Source organism: Dryocola boscaweniae, from assembly GCF_025215095.1.
GTDB classification, from domain to species: domain Bacteria; phylum Pseudomonadota; class Gammaproteobacteria; order Enterobacterales; family Enterobacteriaceae; genus Dryocola; species Dryocola boscaweniae.
Genome location: NZ_JALHAP010000069.1, coordinates 19,582 through 39,980 on the forward strand (window position 1 = coordinate 19,582; position 20,399 = coordinate 39,980).

The 20,399-nt window shown below is 52.5% G+C and carries 19 protein-coding genes; 7 read left to right on the top strand and 12 right to left on the bottom strand.

The window, feature by feature from the left end; all coding sequences use genetic code 11:
* The first annotated feature begins 4 nt into the window (after positions 1-4).
* Complete coding sequence (fabY, locus tag MUA00_RS03040) at positions 5-946, top strand: fatty acid biosynthesis protein FabY (protein ID WP_271121700.1); 942 nt, start codon at positions 5-7, stop codon at positions 944-946.
* A gap of 24 nt (positions 947-970) precedes the next feature.
* Here fabY and MUA00_RS03045 read toward each other — a convergent pair whose 3' ends face one another.
* Both MUA00_RS03045 and MUA00_RS03050 read right to left on the bottom strand, forming a co-directional pair.
* On the bottom strand, positions 971-2,653 hold the full coding sequence (locus MUA00_RS03045; RefSeq protein WP_271121699.1) for an AsmA family protein: 1,683 nt from the start codon (positions 2,651-2,653) through the stop codon (positions 971-973).
* Between the two features lie 125 nt (positions 2,654-2,778).
* Complete coding sequence (locus MUA00_RS03050; RefSeq protein ID WP_271121698.1) at positions 2,779-4,170, bottom strand: nucleobase:cation symporter-2 family protein; 1,392 nt, start codon at positions 4,168-4,170, stop codon at positions 2,779-2,781.
* A gap of 227 nt (positions 4,171-4,397) precedes the next feature.
* Here MUA00_RS03050 and gltS point away from each other — a divergent pair, with 227 nt between their 5' ends.
* A complete protein-coding gene (gene gltS / locus MUA00_RS03055; protein WP_271121697.1) occupies positions 4,398-5,600 on the top strand; it encodes a sodium/glutamate symporter in 1,203 nt (400 codons plus the stop codon).
* Here gltS and recG read toward each other — a convergent pair whose 3' ends face one another.
* From recG to gmk, 5 genes are read right to left on the bottom strand one after another with little or no spacing between them, the layout of a single operon-like run.
* On the bottom strand, positions 5,601-7,682 hold the full coding sequence (recG, locus tag MUA00_RS03060; RefSeq protein WP_271121696.1) for an ATP-dependent DNA helicase RecG: 2,082 nt from the start codon (positions 7,680-7,682) through the stop codon (positions 5,601-5,603).
* Between the two features lie 3 nt (positions 7,683-7,685).
* Positions 7,686-8,375, bottom strand: a complete 690-nt coding sequence (gene trmH, locus MUA00_RS03065) for a tRNA (guanosine(18)-2'-O)-methyltransferase TrmH (protein ID WP_271121695.1) — start codon at positions 8,373-8,375, stop codon at positions 7,686-7,688.
* 4 nt (positions 8,376-8,379) lie between these two features.
* Entirely contained in the window at positions 8,380-10,491 is a 2,112-nt protein-coding gene (gene spoT / locus MUA00_RS03070; RefSeq protein WP_271121694.1) for a bifunctional GTP diphosphokinase/guanosine-3',5'-bis pyrophosphate 3'-pyrophosphohydrolase, read from the bottom strand.
* A gap of 19 nt (positions 10,492-10,510) precedes the next feature.
* Positions 10,511-10,786: a DNA-directed RNA polymerase subunit omega gene (rpoZ, locus tag MUA00_RS03075; protein ID WP_034461476.1), complete on the bottom strand. Its 276-nt coding sequence runs from the start codon at positions 10,784-10,786 to the stop codon at positions 10,511-10,513.
* Positions 10,787-10,839: 53 nt separating this feature from the next.
* Positions 10,840-11,463 (bottom strand): guanylate kinase, encoded by a 624-nt coding sequence (gmk, locus tag MUA00_RS03080; protein WP_271121721.1) that lies wholly within the window; start codon positions 11,461-11,463, stop codon positions 10,840-10,842.
* A 254-nt stretch (positions 11,464-11,717) separates the two neighbouring features.
* Here gmk and ligB point away from each other — a divergent pair, with 254 nt between their 5' ends.
* Entirely contained in the window at positions 11,718-13,406 is a 1,689-nt protein-coding gene (gene ligB, locus MUA00_RS03085; RefSeq protein ID WP_271121693.1) for an NAD-dependent DNA ligase LigB, read from the top strand.
* Here ligB and MUA00_RS03090 read toward each other — a convergent pair.
* Positions 13,403-14,020, bottom strand: a complete 618-nt coding sequence (locus MUA00_RS03090) for a trimeric intracellular cation channel family protein (protein WP_271121692.1) — start codon at positions 14,018-14,020, stop codon at positions 13,403-13,405. The genes ligB and MUA00_RS03090 overlap by 4 nt on opposite strands.
* 228 nt (positions 14,021-14,248) lie before the next feature.
* Between MUA00_RS03090 and MUA00_RS03095 the strand changes: the two genes are divergently transcribed.
* Entirely contained in the window at positions 14,249-14,596 is a 348-nt protein-coding gene (locus tag MUA00_RS03095) for a hypothetical protein (protein ID WP_271121691.1), read from the top strand.
* Between the two features lie 37 nt (positions 14,597-14,633).
* On the opposite strand, the gene MUA00_RS03100 is transcribed toward MUA00_RS03095, so the two are convergent.
* Complete coding sequence (locus MUA00_RS03100) at positions 14,634-15,497, bottom strand: YicC/YloC family endoribonuclease (RefSeq protein WP_271121690.1); 864 nt, start codon at positions 15,495-15,497, stop codon at positions 14,634-14,636.
* Between the two features lie 123 nt (positions 15,498-15,620).
* Here MUA00_RS03100 and rph point away from each other — a divergent pair, with 123 nt between their 5' ends.
* A complete protein-coding gene (rph, locus tag MUA00_RS03105; RefSeq protein WP_271121689.1) occupies positions 15,621-16,337 on the top strand; it encodes a ribonuclease PH in 717 nt (238 codons plus the stop codon).
* A 61-nt stretch (positions 16,338-16,398) separates the two neighbouring features.
* Positions 16,399-17,040 (top strand): orotate phosphoribosyltransferase, encoded by a 642-nt coding sequence (gene pyrE, locus MUA00_RS03110; protein WP_271121688.1) that lies wholly within the window; start codon positions 16,399-16,401, stop codon positions 17,038-17,040.
* Positions 17,041-17,068: 28 nt separating this feature from the next.
* Here pyrE and slmA read toward each other — a convergent pair whose 3' ends face one another.
* The 3 genes from slmA to coaBC all read right to left on the bottom strand — a co-directional run bounded on the left by slmA (position 17,069) and on the right by coaBC (position 19,435).
* Positions 17,069-17,665, bottom strand: coding sequence for a nucleoid occlusion factor SlmA (slmA, locus tag MUA00_RS03115; protein ID WP_271121687.1), 597 nt, complete (start codon positions 17,663-17,665; stop codon positions 17,069-17,071).
* 122 nt (positions 17,666-17,787) lie between these two features.
* A complete protein-coding gene (gene dut, locus MUA00_RS03120) occupies positions 17,788-18,246 on the bottom strand; it encodes a dUTP diphosphatase (protein WP_271121686.1) in 459 nt (152 codons plus the stop codon).
* Entirely contained in the window at positions 18,224-19,435 is a 1,212-nt protein-coding gene (gene coaBC / locus MUA00_RS03125) for a bifunctional phosphopantothenoylcysteine decarboxylase/phosphopantothenate--cysteine ligase CoaBC (protein WP_271121720.1), read from the bottom strand. Before coaBC ends, dut begins: the two co-directional genes overlap by 23 nt.
* Positions 19,436-19,612: 177 nt before the next feature.
* Between coaBC and radC the strand changes: the two genes are divergently transcribed.
* Positions 19,613-20,278 (top strand): RadC family protein, encoded by a 666-nt coding sequence (gene radC, locus MUA00_RS03130; protein ID WP_271121719.1) that lies wholly within the window; start codon positions 19,613-19,615, stop codon positions 20,276-20,278.
* Positions 20,279-20,399 lie beyond the last annotated feature (121 nt).

A 20,399-nucleotide genomic window follows, 5' to 3' on the forward strand; every position in this document is an offset into this window, starting at 1 on the left:
CGCTATGTATCACCTTCGCGTACCGCAAACCGAAGAAGAACTTGAAAGTTACTACCAGTTCCGCTGGGAAATGTTGCGCAAACCTCTGCATCAACCTAAAGGCTCCGAACGCGACGCCTGGGATGCTATGGCTCATCACCAGATGGTGGTGGATGAAGAGGGTAAACCGGTTGCTATAGGGCGTTTGTATATTAATGCCGATAACGAAGCGGCAATCCGCTTTATGGCGGTGCATCCTTCCGTACAGGATAAAGGTCTGGGCACGCTGATGGCGATGACGCTGGAATCCGTCGCCCGTCAGGAAGGCGTCAAGCGCGTGGTATGTAGCGCCCGCGAAGACGCGGTGGAGTTTTTTGCCAAGCTGGGATTTGAGAATCAGGGTGAAATCACTACTCCGCAGACAACGCCTGTACGGCATTTCCTGATGATTAAACCGGTGGCGTCGCTGGACGATATCCTGCATCGCGCCGACTGGTGTGGACAACTACAGCAAGCCTGGTACGAACATATTCCTCTTAGCGAGAAGATGGGCGTGCGCATTTTGCAGTACACCGGGCAGAAATTCATCACCACCATGCCGGAAACCGGTAATCAAAATCCGCACCAGACGCTGTTTGCGGGCAGCCTGTTTTCTCTTGCAACGCTGACGGGCTGGGGGCTTATCTGGCTGATGCTCCGTGAGCGTCACCTGGGTGGTACGATTATTCTGGCGGATGCCCACATTCGTTACAGCAGCCCAATCACCGGACGCCCGGGCGCGATAGCGGATTTAGGTTCGTTAAGCGGCGATCTCGATCGTCTGGCCCGGGGGCGTAAAGCTCGAGTAGCGTTACAGGTCGAGCTTTACGGCGATGACAAAATGGGCGCGGTGTTTGAAGGCGTATATCTGGTTCTGCCGGCTAAGCCTTTCGGGCCGCTGGAAGAGGGCGGTAACGAAGAAGAGTAGCCGCCCTGCGGATTATTCAGCAGGCTATGCGCCGGGAACCTCGCCTTTTTGCATCGTTTGCTGTAGCTGTTTTCCATCTGCGCTGGTGGCCTGAAGCGTCCCGTTTACCGTTGGTTTCAACGGTGTCTGGGCGGCAAGGCTACCGGTGACGGAAAGCTGCAGATTGCCTTCTCCCTCCAGCGGCAAAACCGGCCATCCCCACTGCTGCAAAGTATTAATCGGCACTGAACGGGCCCGAAGGTTTATCGCCGTATTTCTTTGCGGGGATTGCGAGACAGCTCCTGTCGCTTCAAGCATTCCTTTTCCGGCGAAAGCGCTCAGCTCCGTGACTGAAATCTGGTTCGTATTCGCCGTCAGAGCAATAGAAGGGCGACGAACGTCCACGCGATTAAAGGTTGCAGCCGCGGCATTCAGGCTGATATTGCCATCCCACAAACCCCACTGGCGGTCTCTCACCACTTCCAGATTATTTCCTGCGCCATCCAGCGCGGTGAGCTGGAACGGAAAGTTCGGATCGATATCGATAATCAAATTTCGATTAGCCGAAAGCTTTTTGATCGTCACTTTGTTTAGCCACTCCGGAACGGGCTCCAGCCAGCGCTTTTTCCAGTTTTCTGGCAGCGTATATTCCAGCCCGGCCAGCACAACTTCATCAAGAGCAAGCTGATTATCATGACTTATCCATTGTCCTGATGCGCGAATCATCCCTCTTTCCCATCGGGAGGTGAACTGGCGCAACACGGCGGCTTGCCGGGTAAAATCAATATTTACGATAGGGTCGTTAAGATGCAGTACGCCGTTTATAAACTCACTGGCATTTAGCGATAATCTGCCGTCATCGCTTTGCCATCCGCCGTTAGCAAGCGTCAGATTGCGCAGGCTCAGATCTAAATCTGTTACCGCCCAGTCTTTTCCTTCCAGACGCGCATCCGTAATCTCCAGGCTATCTACTTTCAGGGACGGAATAGTGGTGATGGGAGCAAGGAAATCGCTGATGGATTTATCCGTTTGCAAACGAATATCGTTGAGGCGCAGGCTGCCAATTTGCCATGAGCCGTCGGCATTACGATTTGCAGTACCGGTGAGCGAACCGCGAGCGATATCCGCGCCGACGTTGGAAAGCGTCACGCGATCGTCATCGATTGCGCCCTGCAACAGAACGTTACTTGCTGGCACGCCGTTAAGCATTAGCGAACCTGCGCTAAATTGAATATCTGCAGTGCTGCCCAGCACTTTTCCTTTTTCAGGCTGCCATGGCTTGACGCCTCCGGTCACCCGCTGCGCACGTAAATCCCACTCGGCTCCGGGGCTGTTAAGCGCCATATCGTTGAGTTGCAGTATGTCGGCCTGGAAGGGGAAGGACGCTGCGTTCGGACTAAGGTTCAGCGTGCCGTTATTTAGCAAAATAGTCTCAACGTGCAGCGGCTGCGAAAATTGGCGAGAGCTCAGGCCGATATCCACGCTTTGCGCAACGAGCGTTGCTGGCTGGCCTTTTCGACCAAATGTCACGTTATTAAGCGCGACGTGAGCTGGAGAGGCCCAACGGTGATCCATCTCCTCAAACGAAAATTGATAGTCGCTATTTTCGTTAACCCACTTGCTGACCTGGGCTGCGCCCCAGCGAGTTTGCAGCAAAATATACGCAGCAACCAGCACGACCAGAACGATCGCCGCCATTACTGCAATAAGCTTTCCTAGAAATTTCATTGTCTTCCATCCCATGAAGTTTCGGTAAGGGTGTTATGCCCCATTTACCGTTATAGCTCAAGGAGGAGTTTGTCAGGGCGGGTTTCACGCGCCGATGGCAACAAATCATCGGCGCGTGAGGTACATCAATCTTTCTCAGGCGGGAAAATCAGATTCAGAACGATCGCGGTGATACCGCCGGCAGCAATCCCGGACGAGAGTAGCGTCTTCAGCCAGTCAGGGGCAAACTGCAGAATCAGCGGTTGCTGAGAAACGCCCATGCCGACGGCCAGGGACAGCGCGATAATCATAATCGCCCGACGATTCAATGGTTCACGTGAAACGATGCGCACGCCGGATGCGGCGATAGTACCGAACATCACGATTGTTGCTCCACCAAGAACCGGCTCAGGAATATGCTGAACAAAACCACTCACCGCCGGGAACAGACCAAGCACGATCAGCATCAGCGCGACGACAAAACCGACGTAGCGGCTGGCAACGCCGGTGAGCTGAATAACACCGTTGTTTTGACCAAAACAGGAGTTCGGGAAGGTATTGAAAATAGCGGATACGCAGGAATTCAGACCATTCGCCAGCACGCCACCTTTCAGGCGCTTCATATACAGAGGGCCGGAAACGGGCTGTTCGGAAACATCAGAGGTAGCGGTAATATCTCCGATAGTTTCCAGGGACGTCACCATAAACACCAGCATCAGCGGGATAAGCAAATTCCAGTCGATGCCCAGCCCGTAATAGAGCGGCGTCGGAACCATGATCAAATCGGTATTTGTCGGGGCGGTGGTCTGCGGCAGCATATCCATCGCCCACGCCAGGGCGTAACCCACAGCCATCGCGATAACCAGCGAAGCCACGCGCAAATAGGGATTACGCTGGCGGTTGAGCAGAATAATCACCAGCAGCACGGCGCCGGCCAGCAGCAGGTTTTTCGGCGCGCCAAAGGTATGATCGTTCATCGCCGCATAACCCCCACCGATGGAGTTAAGCCCTACCTGAATCAGCGACAGGCCGATAATCATTACCACCACGCCGGAAACCAGCGGAGTAATAATGCGGCGCGCAAGATGCAGAACGCGGGAAAGCGCCATCTCTGTGCAGCTTGCGAGCATCAGCGTACCGAAGAGCGCCGCCATCATTGTCGGCACATCTGCACCGCCATTTTTCAACGCCATGCCGCCCATAATAAGTGGCGAGACAAAGTTGAAACTGGTGCCCTGAATCGACAGCAATCCTGAACCTACCGGGCCCCAGGCTTTGATTTGAATAATAGAAGCGACGCCGGAGGCGAACAGCGACATGCTGATAATGTGCTGTGTGTCAGATGCCGGCAACCCCAGCGCCTGGCAAATCAATAATGCCGGCGTGATAACCGCGACAAACATCGCCAGCAGGTGCTGACAGGCAGCGAAAAGGGTTTGCGGAAGCGGCGGTCTGTCTTCGAGGCGGTAAATCAATTCACTGGGGCGAGTCGATGCAATCGATTGCGCATTTTCTGACTCAACAGCATTTACAGACATCTCAGGAATTCCCTTGGTGGAAAAGCGGTAATTTTAACGAACTGAAGGGTAAAAGCAAACGATTGCACAGCAACGGAATCAATATTTAAAACTCATATAACGACGTTTTCATATAACGACTGGCTGCTTTTTGGTTAAAATCCAGATGCTGATTTTTCTAACAACTGAATTAACAGCGAAGGATAAATAATGCGCACAAATGAACGGTGCGCAAAAGGAGCGCCACTATGTTTCATCTCGATACCCTTTCAACTCTTGTTGCAGCAACGTTGGTATTGCTGCTGGGCAGGAAAATGGTCCACTCCGTACCGCTGCTTAAGAAGTACACCATCCCGGAGCCGGTAGCAGGTGGATTATTAGTTGCCCTGGCCCTGCTGGTTCTGAAAAAGAGCATGGGCTGGGAAATTGATTTTGATATGGGCCTCAAAGACCCGCTGATGCTCGCTTTCTTCGCCACGATCGGCCTGAATGCCAATATTGCCAGTCTGCGTGCGGGCGGCAAGGTGGTCGGCATTTTCCTGTTTGTGGTGGTTGGCCTGCTGGTTATGCAAAACGCCATCGGCATCGGCATGGCGAGCCTGTTAGGTATGGATCCATTAATGGGACTGCTGGCGGGATCAATTACTTTATCTGGCGGCCACGGTACGGGCGCGGCCTGGAGTAAATTATTTACCGAGCGCTACGGTTTCCAGAATGCCACGGAAGTTGCGATGGCGTGCGCAACGTTCGGCCTGGTTCTGGGTGGTTTGATTGGTGGCCCGGTTGCACGTTACCTGGTTAAACATTCTTCTACGCCGGAAGGAACGCCTGAGGACAGCGAAATTCCAACGGCCTTCGAAAAGCCTGAAGTAGGGCGAGTGATTACCTCCCTGGTGCTTATCGAAACCATCGCCATGATTGCCATCTGCCTTACCGCCGGGAAACTTGCGGCGCAGCTTATTCAGGGGACGGCCTTTGAGTTGCCGACCTTTGTATGCGTACTGTTTGTCGGCGTAATCCTCAGCAACGCCCTGGCCTTGCTGGGCTTTTATCGCGTCTTTGAGCGAGCGGTTTCGGTGCTGGGCAACGTTTGCCTTTCTTTGTTTCTCGCCATGGCGCTAATGAGCCTGAAGCTTTGGGAGCTGGCTTCCCTTGCGCTACCGATGCTGGCGATTTTAACGGTGCAAACCCTCTTTATGGCGCTGTATGCGATTTTTGTAACTTACCGTTTAATGGGTAAAAATTACGACGCAGCGGTGCTGGCTGCCGGGCATTGTGGTTTTGGCCTTGGCGCGACGCCCACGGCTATCGCTAATATGCAGGCCATTACCGAGCGTTTTGGCCCGTCGCATATGGCATTCCTGGTGGTGCCGATGGTGGGCGCGTTCTTTATCGATATTGTGAACGCGGTGGTGATTAAGGTGTATTTGATGCTGCCGATGTTCGGGTGATCAGGCGTTCGAGTAGCGTTCCGTTTCAGGCATCCAGCGTTCAATCAGCGCGGTTGCCTGCTCCGGATAGTGTTCGTGAATATGGCGGGCAAGCCGCTGTACTTCCGGAATCATCGCCTGATCGCGCAGTAAGTCCGCTACTTTAAACTCGGCGCTTCCCGTCTGGCGAGTGCCGAGTAATTCTCCCGGCCCACGAATTTCCAGATCCTTTTGCGCAATCACAAAACCATCGTTGCTGTCTCGCAGGACCTGCAAACGCAACTGAGCCGTTTTAGAAAGCGGTGATTTATAAAGCAGCACGCAATGAGAGGCGACTGCGCCGCGGCCAACGCGGCCGCGTAGCTGGTGGAGTTGTGCAAGCCCCAGACGTTCCGGATTTTCGATAATCATCAGGCTGGCATTGGGCACATCCACGCCGACTTCAATAACCGTCGTAGCTATCAGCAGATGGATATTGCCCTCTTTAAATGCCTGCATCACCGCCTGTTTCTCCTGCGGCTTCATGCGTCCGTGCACTAACCCGACGTTGAGATCGGGCAGGGCCGTTTTGAGCTCTTCCCAGGTGACTTCCGCCGCCTGTGCTTCCAGTAATTCCGACTCTTCAATTAGCGTACAAACCCAGTAAGCCTGACGTTTTTCCGTGGTGCAGGCGCTACGTACCCGTTCGATAATCTCGTTACGGCGCGTATCTGCGATAGCAACGGTAGTGACAGGCGTGCGGCCCGGCGGAAGCTCGTCGATAACTGACGTATCCAGATCTGCGTAAGCGGTCATTGCGAGCGTGCGGGGAATGGGCGTGGCAGTCATGATGAGCTGGTGCGGATGGAAGCCCTGAATTTGCCCTTTTTCCCACAGCGCCAGCCGCTGATGAACGCCAAAGCGATGTTGTTCATCAATAATAACCAGCGCCAGCCCGGCAAACTGCACCTGCTCCTGGAAGATGGCATGAGTGCCGACAACCATCGACACCTGGCCGCTGGCAATGGCTTCCTGCTGCGCAATGCGCGCTTTACCTTTTTGCTTCCCGGCCAGCCAACCAACCTCAATGCCCAGAGGCGCAAACCACTGACGGAAATTATTAGCGTGCTGTTCAGCGAGCAATTCTGTAGGGGCCATCAGGCCAACCTGCTTGCCGTGCGCAATGGCTCGAAGAGCTGCGAGCGCGGCAACAAGTGTCTTACCAGAACCTACATCGCCCTGCACCAGACGCATCATCGGCACGTCCAGCGCCATATCACGTTCGATTTCCGCGACGACTCGCTCTTGCGCGCCGGTTGGCTTAAATGGCAAAGCAGCGAGCAGGCGGTTTTTCAGTTCATCATGATTAACTAATGGCAGCGCATGATAACGCTGAGCGCCCGCGCGTAACGCAAGCATACTCAGATTATGGGCCAGTAATTCTTCAAGGATTAAGCGCCGCTGGGCGGGATGTTTACCTGCTTCCAGATCCGCCAGTTGCATATCAGGAGGCGGACGATGCAGCGTGCGCAACGCTTCCGGCAGGCTCATCAGTCCCTGATTTAATTCTGGCGGTAACAATTCGTTAATGGCGCAGGTATCGAGCAGTTCAAGCGCCTGATCGGTCAGTTTACGCAGCGTGGCCTGACGAATACCTTCGGTGGTTGGATAGACCGGCGTTAGCGTCTCCTGCAGCGCCGGCGCGCTGAGATCGCCCTGTACGCGGTATTCAGGGTGAATCATCTCCGCACCGTGCTGACCGCGTTTGGCCTCGCCATAAGCGAGCACACGCTTACCCGTTGCAAGGCTGTTTTTCATTGCCGCATTGAAGTTGAAAAAGCGCATCGTCAAAATGCCGGTGCCGTCGGTGATCTGACAGGTCATCATGCGGCGACGACCAAAACTGATATTGCAGTTCAGCACTTCCCCTTCCACCGTGGCGTAAATGCCGGGCTGGAGATCGTTAATAGGGTAAAGGTGGGTGCGATCTTCATAACGCAGCGGGAGATGAAGCAGCAAATCCTGGATAGTGTGCAGGCCAATTTTGGCCAGTTTGCCGCTCTGGCTGGCGCCCACTCCGGCAAGCGTGCTTAACGGTATGGCATCCAGCAAACGGCCTTTCATAACTTACTCCGCAGACTGCATTGTGGCCCACCAGGCGGCATCAGCTTCGATCTCGCCCTGCTGATTCACATGGGGGTAGGGCAGGCCTTTACGGCGGGAGACTCGCGCCAGTACCGGATAGCCGCCTTCAAATAGCAGGCGCTGTTGTTCAGATTCCGGCAGGGTGCTGTTTTCGCGCTGATACATACCGGCATTCTGGCGCTGACGCTGTGCCTCATAAAGGATGAGCGCGGAGGCGACAGAAACATTGAGCGACTGCACCATGCCAGTCATCGGAATGATAATGTCCCGATCGGCCAGCGCTAACGCTTCCTGAGTGATGCCGGTTTTCTCCTGGCCCATCAGAATACAGGTCGGACGCGTGTAATCAATTTCGCGGAAATCCACGGCTTTATCAGAAAGATTAGTAGCAAGGATTTGCATACCGCTGCTTTTTAATTGAGTAACGGCATCGCTAATTGTGCGATGGGTTTTAACTTCAACCCAGGAGTTGCTGCCTGCAGCGGATGAAGCCATGGTGCGCATACGATTTCCCGGCCACACGGCGTGGACCTCATGCACACCCACCGCGTCTGCCGTGCGGATAATCGCCGAGACGTTATGAGGTTTATGGACCTGCTCCATGCAGACGGTCAGATCAGGCTGACGCCTGGCGAGCATTTCGCAGATACGCGCATAACGTTGTGGATTCATAACATTAGTTTCTGTTGCGGGTGACTTTAATCACGTCCGGCATCACGCGGATTTTACGCATGATATTCGCCAGATGGACACGGTCGCGAGCAGTCAAACGAATGAACGCACTGTAAACGCGGCCGTCTTTCTCTTCGGTATTCAGACTCTGAATATTTGAACCCGCGTTGTTGAGCGCCGCTGTGAGATTCGCCAGAGCGCCCTGGTGGTTAAACATATCCACCTTGATCTCGGTGATGAATTCCTGCTCAGCCTCTTTGTCCCATTCGACAGCCATAAACTTCTCTGGCTCTTTCTGGTAGCCGCGGATGTTCCGGCAGGATTCATGGTGAATAACCAGTCCTTTGCCAGGGCTGACATGGGCAACTATTGGGTCGCCGGGAATCGGGCGACAGCATTTCGCAAAAGTAATCAGCACGCCGTCTGCGCCTTTGATCGGCAGATGGCTATGCGGCAATGCGTTCGCTTGCAGCGTAGCCTGCGATTCCCCTTGCAGGTTTTTCGCCACCACCACGCTCATGGCATTGCCCAGACCAATTTCCGCCAGTAAATCATCAAGCGAGGCGAGCTTCATACGCTCAAGCTCACGCTGAATATTTTCTGGCGGCACTTCGGCCAGCTTGCGGCTGCCGCCTAAGGCATGATTTAACAGGCGGCGCCCCAGATTGACAGAATCGTCTCGTTTGAGGTTCTTCAACATCTGACGAATTTTCGCGCGCGCTTTAGAACTGACCACAAAGTTCAGCCAAGCGGCGTTCGGGCGTGCGCCCGGCGCGGTAATGATTTCGATAGTCTGGCCGCTGGTGAGCGGCTGTGACAACGGATAAGGTTGACGGTCTACCCGGGCGCCCACGCACGCATGACCGATATCGGTATGCACAGCGTAGGCGAAGTCCACAGGCGTTGCCCCTGCCGGAAGTTCGACAATACGTCCTTCCGGGGTGAAAACGTAAATCTCATCCGGGAAGAGATCGGATTTAACGCTCTCGATAAATTCAAACGAGCTGCCGGCGCTCTGCTGCAATTCCAGCAGGCTTTGCATCCAGCGCTGGGCGCGGATCTGGGCGGTAGTGCTGCTCTCACCCTGCTCTTTATAAGCCCAGTGGGCGGCAACCCCCATCTCAGCCATCTGATCCATGTCTTCAGTACGGATTTGCACTTCTACCGGTACGCCATGCGGACCAATCATGGAAGTATGCAGAGACTGATAGCCGTTAGCTTTTGGAATGGCTATATAGTCCTTTACCCGCCCAGGACGTGGCTTGTACAGGCTATGCATTTGCCCAAGGACGCGGTAACAGGTATCCATGTCATGAACGATTACGCGAAACGCGTAGATATCCATGATCGAGTGGAAACGCTGCTCTTTGAGCGTCATTTTGCAGTAGATGGAATAAAGATGTTTCTCGCGACCGCTGACGCGGCACGGAATGCCCGCCTCCTGTAAACGCCCGTCGATTTCGGAGAGGATTTTTTGGATCATCTCTTTGCGGTTACCCCGCGCCGCTTTTACCACTTCTTTAATGACGCGGTAGCGGTTCGGATAAAGCGCTTCAAAGCCCAACTCCTCCAGCTCGGTTTTCAAATGATGAATACCAAGACGGTGAGCCAGCGGGCTGTAGATTTCGAGGGTTTCACGGGCGATGCGACGGCGCTTGTCCGGACGCAGCGACCCAAGAGTACGCATGTTGTGCGTACGGTCGGCGAGTTTGATCAGAATGACGCGGATATCCTGCACCATCGCCATGATCATTTTGCGGAAGTTTTCGGCCTGGGCCTCTTTCTTATCGCGGAACTTCAGCTTGTCCAGCTTAGAAACCCCCTCCACCAGCTCGGCAACGCTTTTGCCAAACAGTTGTTCCATATCCTGGTAGGTGGCAGGGGTATCTTCAATCACATCATGCAGGAGCGCTGCCATCAGCGTTTCATAGTCGAGTTTCATCTCGGCCAGAATGCAGGCAACCGCTACGGGATGGGTGATATAGGGTTCACCGCTTGAACGTGCTTGTCCCTCGTGAGCATCACGCGCGACAAGATAGGCTTGCCGGAGGCGCTTTATCTGCTCCTCTGGCAAGTATTTTTGAATCAGCTGATTCAGGCTTTCAAACAGATACAAGGGCTACCCGCAGGGCTAATTAACGACGACCTTCAGCAATAGCGGTGACGGCCTGCAGTTCTGCGGCTTCCTGCTCTTGCTGCTCCTGGCGATCACGAACATCGAGAATCTGGTTGGTAATCAACCCTTCTTCGATTTCGCGCAGTGCGATAACGGTCGTTTTATCGTTTTCTTCAGGTACCAGAGGATCTTTACCACCGGTTTGCATCTGACGAGCGCGACGTGCGGCGACCAGTACCAGGTCAAAACGGTTACCAATTTTCTCTACAGCGTCCTGAACGGTTACGCGTGCCATATTTTAAAGCTCCACAGATGAAGAAATGACTGGGCATGATACTGAAACTGGGCTCAGTCTGCCAATAGTTTGCTGATTAAAGCGTCATGTCGCGCTTTTTGGCGACCCATTCGCAGACGCTCGGCACGAATAATAATCTTTAAATCTGACAGCGCGGTGTCGAAATCATCGTTGACGATTAGATAATCATATTCCGCGTAATGGCTCATTTCTGCAACAGCCTGCTCCATACGCTTCGCTATGACTTCCTCGCTGTCTTGCCCACGGCCACGAAGGCGACGGTCTAATTCATCTTTCGACGGCGGTAAAATAAAGATGCTGCGCGCATGCGGCATTTTATTGCGGATTTGCTGCGCGCCCTGCCAGTCGATATCAAGGAAAACGTCCACACCGGTTGCCAGGACTTGCTCAATCGCATGACGCGAGGTGCCGTAGTAATTACCAAAGACTTCTGCGTGTTCAAGGAAAGCGTCTTCAGCAATCATCTGCCTGAATTCGTCCTGACTTACGAAGAAATAGTGTTCGCCATGGTTCTCGCCGGGACGTACGCCACGCGTGGTATGGGAAACAGAAACCTGTGTATCATACAAAGGTTGTGTTTTTAACAGAGCCTGAATGAGGCTGGATTTCCCCGCGCCACTTGGGGCGGAAACAATATAAAGCGTGCCTTGAGCCATGAGTTCTAACTTATTCGGTAAGGATAAAAGAAGAGCGTCTACCGGCCTATTATACACGGCGGTACGGCAGCACGGAGAATTTGTCATGTTCCTGGCATGATTTTCTGTGGTTTTGCGTAGTGCTTTCCAGTTCATTCCACTCGCTTATGCAACTTCAAATCTTTATCTGAAAATGTCTCGCATCGCTTTAAATTCATTCTCGCGGCTAATGCTTTCTCGCGTTATACCTCACTGCAACGGACAGGGAGGGAGTTATGAAAGGGTTAATCAAGTTGGGTTTGATTTTAAGTGTCCTGACAGGAATCGCTTCGGCTTCGTGTCCGGTTTGGTCGCCGTTGCAGGCAACGCAGGAAATGGAAAAATTGAAAATTCAGCTTAGTCAGTGGGATGAGGCCTATTACCGAGACGGGGAAAGCCGTATCAGCGATGCGGTATACGATAGGCTTCGTTCACGTTTAAATACGTGGCAGCGTTGTTATCAACCTACGACATCGCTTTTACAGCCAACCCTTTCGACTAACGGAAAAACACGGCATCCCGTTGCTCATACAGGCGTTAAAAAACTGGCGGATAGCGCGGCGGTGGCTCGCTGGCTCGAAGGTAAATTCGATTTATGGGTGCAGCCGAAAGTGGACGGCGTGGCGATCACTCTTGTGTATCAACAGGGTAAGCTTGCACAACTGCTCAGCCGTGGGAACGGGCTTAAAGGCGAGGACTGGACCGCGAAAGCAGCCATGATAGATGCAATTCCTAAAAAACTATCAGGCCCGCTGGCCGATAGTATTTTACAGGGCGAACTGTTCTTAAAGCGCGACAAACATGTGCAGAAAACGATGGGGGGCATGAACGCAAGAGGTAAGGTCGCAGGTGCTATGATGCGGCAGACGAATCCTGCCTTTCTTAATGATTTTGACGTATTTATCTGGGCCTGGCCTGATGGCCCGGCAAATTTCCAACAGAAAATGGAAATATTAGAAAGAGCAGGTTTTCCGCTTGCAAAGGCCTGGTCAAAGCCCGTTTCAACCTTGAGTGAAATCTCCTCTGTGCGGAACCTCTGGTTTATCTCTTCCCTGCCTTTTGTGACCGACGGTATCGTTATTCGTCAGGGCGCCGAACCTGCCGGGAAATTCTGGCAGCCAGGACAGGCATCATGGCTTGCGGCCTGGAAGTATCCACCGGCCCAACAAATTGCCGATGTAAAGAAAATTCGCTTCACCGTTGGGCGTACAGGAAAGATTGCCGTGGTGCTGGACCTGGAACCGTTACAACTCGACGATAAACAGGTTAAACGCGTAAATATCGGCTCGGTTAAGCGTTGGCAAGAGTTGGATATTGCGCCGGGCGATCAGGTAATGGTGAGCCTTGCAGGTCAGGGGATCCCAAGAATCGACGAAGTTGTCTGGCGCGTAAGTTTACGTGACAAGCCACAGCCGCCATCGCAACCCAACAGCACTCCTTTAAGCTGTTTTTTTATGGCTGCGGAATGTCGTGAACAGTTTTTTGCCCGGCTTTCCTGGGCGAGTTCTCTGGATGTGCTGGATATTAAAGGCGTAAGCAAACGTACCTGGCAGCAGCTACATCAGTCTTTTCATTTCAATCATATTTTTTCCTGGCTGTTACTGAATACCGAGGATTTGATGCGAATTAAAGATATTTCGCCCGCCCGTGGCAAGCAGATCTGGCATCAATTCGCGATGGCTCGCCAGCAATCTTTTCACCGCTGGCTAATGGCATTTGGCCTGCCTTTGCCAGGGCCTGCGATGAACTTACTGAAAGACACTCATTGGCATCAGCTAATAGCGCGCAATGAGTTGAGCTGGCAGGAATTACCGGGCATAGGCGCTGAGCGAGCGAAAAAACTGGTGCAGTTCGTAAATTATCCGCAAATCAAAGCGCTGGCGGATTTTCTGGCACAGCAGGGTATTACCGGTTTTGCTGATTAATGATCGGCATGCTTATAGTGAAAAACAGGCAAGCCCAGACGTAGGCGCAGCGCTAATAATCGCGTTGAAAAACCAAAGATTAGCGTCGCGATCACCACAACGTCATGACTGGATACATAGTGCTGCAACAGAATATATAGCACTGCAGAGGCAAAGGAGATGCCAGCGTAAAGCTCTTTCTGAAAGACTAATGGGATGCGTTTGCAGAACATATCCCGTAAGACGCCGCCGAATACGCCCGTCACAACGGCCGCAATAATTGCGATGATCGGGCCTTCACCCATATCCAGTGCGATTTGGGCGCCGATAATGGAGAACACCACCAGGCCAAGAGCGTCAAGAACGAGGAAAAGTCGGCGCAGGTGAGGCATCACAGGGGCAACGATGGTGGTTACTACGGCCGCTATGGCGACAATCACCACATATTCAGGATGTTTTACCCAACCTAACGGGTAATGTCCGAGCAGGATATCGCGCACTGAACCGCCGCCGAGGGCGGTAGCTGTGGCAATGATAATGACACCGAAGGTGTCCATGCGGCGTCGGCCAGCGGCCAGCGCGCCAGTCATCGCTTCGGCAGTAATGCCGATGAGATAAAGAATATGTAGCAGCATGCACACCTCCTGAGAAAGGTGCAAAGGGTAGTCTTTTGTGGATCAAATCACGATTGAGATTTTCTAAGTTGATTTATTTGTGATTAGTTTTATTAATGTGAAAGTGGTGATTTAAACAGCTTATTGCTGCCTAATTAAAATATAGGTCTGTAAAAAGGATTAGTATAATTATTGAATTTAAGGGAATTGTAACGATGGATACCTCAGCGATGCTAAGAGCGTTAGCAAATGGAATCAATCCTGAAACTATTACCTTCCGGTTCGGTAGCAAATAAACCCGAAGCCATACGAATGCTATTTACACTGGCCGAGGAGTTAGCCGTAGAGCCGGAAAAACAGAAAAAATCGAAGCTAACTCCAGAGGAGCGGCAGCAAAAGAATATTGCTGAAGGACGACCAGCGAAATCGCATTTTCCCTGGACTGAAGAAGAGAGGCATCGTCTTGAGGAGAGCTATAACCAGAATGCTGCTATCGAAGCGCCAGGAACGCAGTTTGAACGTTCTCCACGCGCAGTAGCCATTCAGTTGGAAAAGATGGGATTGATAACGGCAGAAGAACTTATGGCGTATACGTAAAAAATGAAGAAGCCCGATGAAACGGGCTTCTTTGGCGTTACTCAATATTCTGAATCTGCTCGCGCATTTGCTCAATCAGCACCTTGAGTTCAATGGCGGAGTTCGTGACATCAGCATTAATGGATTTAGATGCCAGCGTGTTCGACTCGCGGTTGAACTCCTGCATCATAAAGTCGAGGCGGCGGCCAACGGCTTCTTTTTTCTTCAGGATGTTATAGGTTTCTTTGACGTGCGCTTCCAGACGATCCAGCTCTTCAGCAACGTCAATACGCTGCACCATAAGAACCAGCTCCTGCTCAAGCCGGGTGTTCTCAAGCTGAACCTGGGCTTCTTCGAGCTTACTTACAAGGCGCTCGCGCTGCCATTTAACAACTTCTGGCATCTGCGCGCGTACTTTAACGATTTCTGCGCTGACGCCTTCAAGACGTTGTTCAATTAAGGCCTTCAGAGCCAGGCCTTCAGTTTCACGGGCGATAATGAAGTCATCCAGGGCGCCGTCCAGAGCGGCAAGGATTTCAGCGGCGATAGCATCCAGATCCTGCTCCTGAGCGGACATCACGCCCGGCCAGCGTAAAATATCAACCGGATTGATTTCACCTTCATCGCTTTGCATTTTTACCCAGTTCGCGGCTTCAACGAGCTGTTTAGCCAGTTTTTCGTTAAGCAGAAGAGAGCTTTGCGCACGAGTATCAGGTTCGAAGCGAAGATTACATTCGATTTTTCCGCGGGTTAAGCGGGTGCGAATGTGTTCGCGTGCCACAGGTTCGAGGCTACGGAACTGCTCCGGCATGCGAATATAAGTTTCGAGATAACGTTGGTTTACCGAACGTAACTCCCAGGAGGCGCTGCCCCATTCGCCTTTTACTTCACGGCGGGCATAGGCGGTCATACTGCGGATCATAAATCGTTACCGTATAGAGCAATGGATGGGGGGATTATAGCCATGCCTGGCCGGGCAGGATAGGAATAAGCGCTCGAAGTCCGTATAATGCGCGCCACATTCGTTTTAGCCGGAGATAAACCCATGCGTCCATCAGGTCGTAGCGCCGAACAAGTGCGCCCAGTCACCCTGACCCGTAATTACACCAAACACGCTGAAGGTTCCGTGCTGGTCGAATTTGGCGATACCAAAGTCTTGTGCACCGCCACCGTTGAAGAAGGCGTACCGCGTTTTCTGAAAGGACAGGGACAAGGTTGGATCACCGCCGAATATGGCATGTTGCCGCGTTCCACCCACAGCCGTAACGCTCGCGAAGCGGCGAAAGGCAAACAGGGCGGCCGCACCCTGGAAATCCAGCGTCTGATTGCCCGCTCTTTGCGTGCAGCCGTGGATTTGAAAACCCTCGGCGAATATACCATTACCCTGGATTGCGATGTGCTGCAGGCTGACGGCGGTACCCGTACCGCATCTATCACCGGAGCCTGCGTTGCGCTGGCTGACGCGCTGAACAAACTGGTTGCCATCGGCAAGCTGAAAACCAACCCGATGAAAGGGATGGTCGCTGCGGTTTCCGTTGGCATTGTTAATGGCGAAGCCGTGTGCGATCTGGAATATATTGAAGATTCCGCCGCTGAAACCGATATGAACGTTGTGATGATGGAAGATGGCCGTATGATTGAGATTCAGGGCACCGCCGAAGGCGAGCCGTTCTCACATGAAGAGCTGCTGACGCTGCTGGCGCTGGCGCGAGGGGGAATTGAATCCATCGTCACGTCGCAGAAGGCGGCGTTAGAAAATTGATTTTAAGGCGACTGAAGCAGTCGCCTTTTTTATGCCTAAAGAAACCCAAAGGAGCGAATCCATGAAACCGTATCAGCGCCAGTTTATTGAATTTGCGCTTAACAAGCAGGTACTGAAGTTTGGCGAATTTACGCTGAAATCCGGGCGTACCAGCCCCTATTTCTTCAACGCCGGACTGTTTAATACCGGGCGCGATCTGGCACTGCTGGGCCGTTTTTACGCCGCTGCGCTAATGGATTCCGGTATTGATTTTGACCTGCTGTTTGGGCCTGCCTACAAAGGTATTCCTATCGCGACAACCACCGCGGTTGCGCTGGCAGAACATCATGAACGTGATGTGCCTTATTGCTTCAACCGTAAAGAAGCCAAAGATCATGGTGAAGGCGGCAACCTGGTGGGAAGCGCGCTGCAGGGTCGTGTGATGCTGGTGGACGACGTTATTACCGCAGGTACGGCGATTCGCGAATCCATGGAAATCATCGCTGCAAATGAAGCAACGCTTGCGGGCGTGCTGATTTCTCTGGATCGTCAGGAGCGTGGACGTGGTGAAATCTCTGCAATTCAGGAAGTTGAGCGTGATTATCACTGCAAAGTGATTTCTATCATTACCCTGAAAGATTTAATTGAGTATCTGGAAGAGCAACCGGAAATGGCAGAAAGCCTGGCTGCGGTGCAGGAATATCGTACTCAGTACGGCGTGTAAGAAAAAGGGCCTTTAAGGCCCTTTCCATTTAACGAAGCTGTGCGGCCACTAACGGCCAGCGGATATCAAAGTCATCCGTCGGCAAATAGCGGAACTCGCTGCGTACAAAGCGAGAAAGCATGCCTTCGCAAAATGCCAGCAGTTGGCTTGCCAGCAGCGCTTCATCGGTAATATAACCTTCCCCTTCACGCATTTTTTTCTCGCGCATGACCTGACGTAGCTGTACTTCGATGCGTTCAAATAGCTGGTTGATTCGTCCCTGTAAGCGATCCTGTTCAAACATCAGCGCGTGGCCGGTCAGAATACGGGTCAGGCCAGGATTTTTTTCACCGAAACCCAACACCAGCAGGACGATAAGACGCAAGCGAGACAACGTATCTTTTTCATCCTTCAGGATGAGATTGATGCGGGTGATCAAACTGTCTTCAATGAACTCGATAAGGCTATCGAACATTTTCGTTTTGCTGGGAAAATGACGGTACAGCGCCGCTTCAGAAACGCCCACCGTGGCTGCAAGTTTAGCGGTAGTGATGCGTTGGCTGCCGTCGCTGGATTCAAGCATCTGGGCCAGAGATTGAAGTATTTCCTCGCGACGATTCCTTTTCGCAATCTGTTTTTCTGCCATGTTTTAAAATACCCCTGAAATAAAGCACCTGCCAGGCAAGCAGCCACACAGCGCCCGCAAGCATGTCGCTTGCGGTCTGTTTTAACGTTATGAACGCGTGTGGTTACGTTTATAAAACGAGTTTACTGACGGCCAGAATGGCCAAAACCGCCTTCGCCACGGTCACTGATATCAAAATCTTCGACCAGGTTGAATTCGGCTTGTACAACGGGCACAAACACCATCTGTGCGATGCGTTCGCCAGGCTCAATGGTGAAGCTATCTTGCCCGCGATTCCAGACAGATACCATTAGTTGACCCTGATAATCAGAATCTATCAGCCCTACCAGGTTGCCAAGAACCACGCCGTGTTTATGGCCAAGCCCGGAGCGTGGCAGGATGACGGCCGCCAGCGACGGATCGCCGATATGAATTGCAAGCCCTGTTGGTACAAGCGTGGTCACGCCCGGGGCCAGCTCTACGGCATTGTCCAGGCACGCGCGCAGGTCGAGTCCGGCAGAACCAGAAGTAGCATAAGTCGGCAGTGGGAACTGCTGACCTACACGCGAGTCCAGAATCTTAACGTCGATTTTTTTCATCATAACGGGTAACGATCTCGTCCAATAAAAGATGGCCAAGGAGTGACTTATCGCTTAACGGTAAGACTTTATCTCCCTCCTGCCAGAAAAGGTGTAACGCATTGCTGTCGCTATTAAAACCCTGACCTGCCAGTGAAACATCGTTGGCACAAATCAGGTCGAGATTTTTTCGGATACGCTTTTGCCGGGCGTATTCTTCCACATTAGTTGTTTCGGCGGCAAACCCAACAACATAAGGGCGGTTATCAGAAAGTGCGGCAACGCCTGCAACGATGTCCGGGTTTTTAACCATTTTTAGCGTAATTTCATCGCCTTGCTTTTTGATTTTTTCATCCGCGACATTTGCCGCACGGTAATCTGCCACGGCGGCACAGCCGATAAAAATATGCTGTCCTGATACATTTTGTTGAACAGCCGCTTCCATTTCCAGAGCGGAGGTGACGTCAATACGTTTCACCCACGCAGGGGCGGATAAAGATACCGGGCCGGAAACCAGCGTCACATTCGCGCCCCGCGCAGCCGCAGCCGCAGCAATCGCGTATCCCATTTTCCCTGAGCTGTCGTTGGTGATGTAGCGTACCGGGTCGAGACGTTCACGCGTCGGCCCGGCGGTAATCATGACGTTAAGATGTTGCAGATCTTTGACGACGCTAAAATGGCCAACGGCCAGCTCCACGATATCTAACGGATCGAGCATGCGGCCTGGACCTACGTCGCCACACGCCTGGCTGCCGCTGTCTGGTCCCCATATCAGTAAGCTGCGGGAAGCCAGGATTTCAAGATTATGCTGGGTTGCTGCAGCGCGATACATCTGTTGGTTCATGGCTGGAACAACTGCGACGGGAGCGGGGGTCGCAAGGCAAATGGTGCTAACTAAATCATTCGCCATACCCGCTGCCACACGAGCAATAAGATCGGCCGTAGCGGGAGCGAGGATAACCAGGTCTGCCCATTTTCCTAATTCGATATGACCCATTGCGGCTTCCGCTGCGGGATCAAGCAAACTGTCTGATACCGGATATCCGGATACGGCCTGCAGGCTCAATGGCGTAATGAAGGCTTTGGCCGCCTCAGTCATTGCCACACGTACATCTGCTCCGCGATCGCGCAGACGACGCACCAGTTCTGGCGTTTTATAAGCAGCGATGCCGCCGCTAACACACAGAACAATTTTTTTGCCGGAAAGCCCCATCATGATTTTTCCCACTGGAAGTCTTAATCGTGGGCCTATTTTATCACACTCCTTCGTTCACGACTTTTTGCAGTTTGCGAGACATCCCGCACGTTGACGTTCTCCGCATCGCGAGTAATCAGGGAGTCATGCACAATGGCTGCGCAAACGGATGTGAAGATTCTGATGGAGATAAAAATGGACTGGGATAAAAGTGGATTACCGCGTGAGAAGCTCCTGAAATTTGGCGTCAGCTCATTAACCGATGTGGAATTACTGGCGCTCTTTTTACGCACGGGGTTGAGGGACGTGAACGTACTGGTACTGGCGAGCGGCCTGTTGGAGAAGTTCGGTTCTCTGAGCAGATTGCTTTCGGCTGATTATTCACAATTTAAGGACATTAAAGGGATTGGTGAGGCCAAATACACTCAACTGAATGCTATTGCGGAGCTGGCAAGGCGCTATTATGCCTCGCGAGGAGTAGAAGAAATCACGTTGAAGAGTCCTGATACGGTTCGGGAATTTATTCAAAGCCAACTGACCACGGCAGAGCGCGAGATCTTTATGGTGATATTTCTCGATAACCAGCATCGAATTATTAAGCACGCGGCGATGTTTTCTGGAACTCTGAACCATGTAGAGGTGCATCCACGAGAAATTGTGCGCGAAGCGATGAAATCTAATGCAGCGGCGGTCATTCTTGCGCATAATCACCCGTCGGGTAGGGCCGAACCGAGCAAAGCTGACCGTGCCATTACTGAACGTATCGTGAAAGCCTGCCTTTTTATGGAAATTCGCGTGCTTGACCATTTGGTTATTGGTCGCGGAGAGTACGTTTCTTTTGCTGAACGTGGGTGGATTTAAGCCGATTTGCGCGATCCTTGGGGATCTTTGTCTGTTCGGGACTTGAGCACATGCGTCAGGCAGCGTATACTACGCCACCTTTGAGAATCTCGGGTTTGGCATTATGCGCCTGGCACTGTGG

Bases quoted from the DNA above. Each gene is read 5' to 3' on its own strand.
- fabY (WP_271121700.1), top strand. From the start codon at position 5: ATGTATCACCTTCGCGTACCGCAAACCGAAGAAGAACTTGAAAGTTAC.
- MUA00_RS03045 (WP_271121699.1), bottom strand. From the start codon at position 2,653: ATGAAATTTCTAGGAAAGCTTATTGCAGTAATGGCGGCGATCGTTCTG.
- MUA00_RS03050 (WP_271121698.1), bottom strand. From the start codon at position 4,170: ATGTCTGTAAATGCTGTTGAGTCAGAAAATGCGCAATCGATTGCATCG.
- gltS (WP_271121697.1), top strand. From the start codon at position 4,398: ATGTTTCATCTCGATACCCTTTCAACTCTTGTTGCAGCAACGTTGGTA.
- recG (WP_271121696.1), bottom strand. From the start codon at position 7,682: ATGAAAGGCCGTTTGCTGGATGCCATACCGTTAAGCACGCTTGCCGGA.
- trmH (WP_271121695.1), bottom strand. From the start codon at position 8,375: ATGAATCCACAACGTTATGCGCGTATCTGCGAAATGCTCGCCAGGCGT.
- rpoZ (WP_034461476.1), bottom strand. From the start codon at position 10,786: ATGGCACGCGTAACCGTTCAGGACGCTGTAGAGAAAATTGGTAACCGT.
- gmk (WP_271121721.1), bottom strand. From the start codon at position 11,463: ATGGCTCAAGGCACGCTTTATATTGTTTCCGCCCCAAGTGGCGCGGGG.
- ligB (WP_271121693.1), top strand. From the start codon at position 11,718: ATGAAAGGGTTAATCAAGTTGGGTTTGATTTTAAGTGTCCTGACAGGA.
- MUA00_RS03090 (WP_271121692.1), bottom strand. From the start codon at position 14,020: ATGCTGCTACATATTCTTTATCTCATCGGCATTACTGCCGAAGCGATG.
- MUA00_RS03095 (WP_271121691.1), top strand. From the start codon at position 14,249: ATGGAATCAATCCTGAAACTATTACCTTCCGGTTCGGTAGCAAATAAA.
- MUA00_RS03100 (WP_271121690.1), bottom strand. From the start codon at position 15,497: ATGATCCGCAGTATGACCGCCTATGCCCGCCGTGAAGTAAAAGGCGAA.
- rph (WP_271121689.1), top strand. From the start codon at position 15,621: ATGCGTCCATCAGGTCGTAGCGCCGAACAAGTGCGCCCAGTCACCCTG.
- pyrE (WP_271121688.1), top strand. From the start codon at position 16,399: ATGAAACCGTATCAGCGCCAGTTTATTGAATTTGCGCTTAACAAGCAG.
- slmA (WP_271121687.1), bottom strand. From the start codon at position 17,665: ATGGCAGAAAAACAGATTGCGAAAAGGAATCGTCGCGAGGAAATACTT.
- dut (WP_271121686.1), bottom strand. From the start codon at position 18,246: ATGATGAAAAAAATCGACGTTAAGATTCTGGACTCGCGTGTAGGTCAG.
- coaBC (WP_271121720.1), bottom strand. From the start codon at position 19,435: ATGGGGCTTTCCGGCAAAAAAATTGTTCTGTGTGTTAGCGGCGGCATC.
- radC (WP_271121719.1), top strand. From the start codon at position 19,613: ATGGACTGGGATAAAAGTGGATTACCGCGTGAGAAGCTCCTGAAATTT.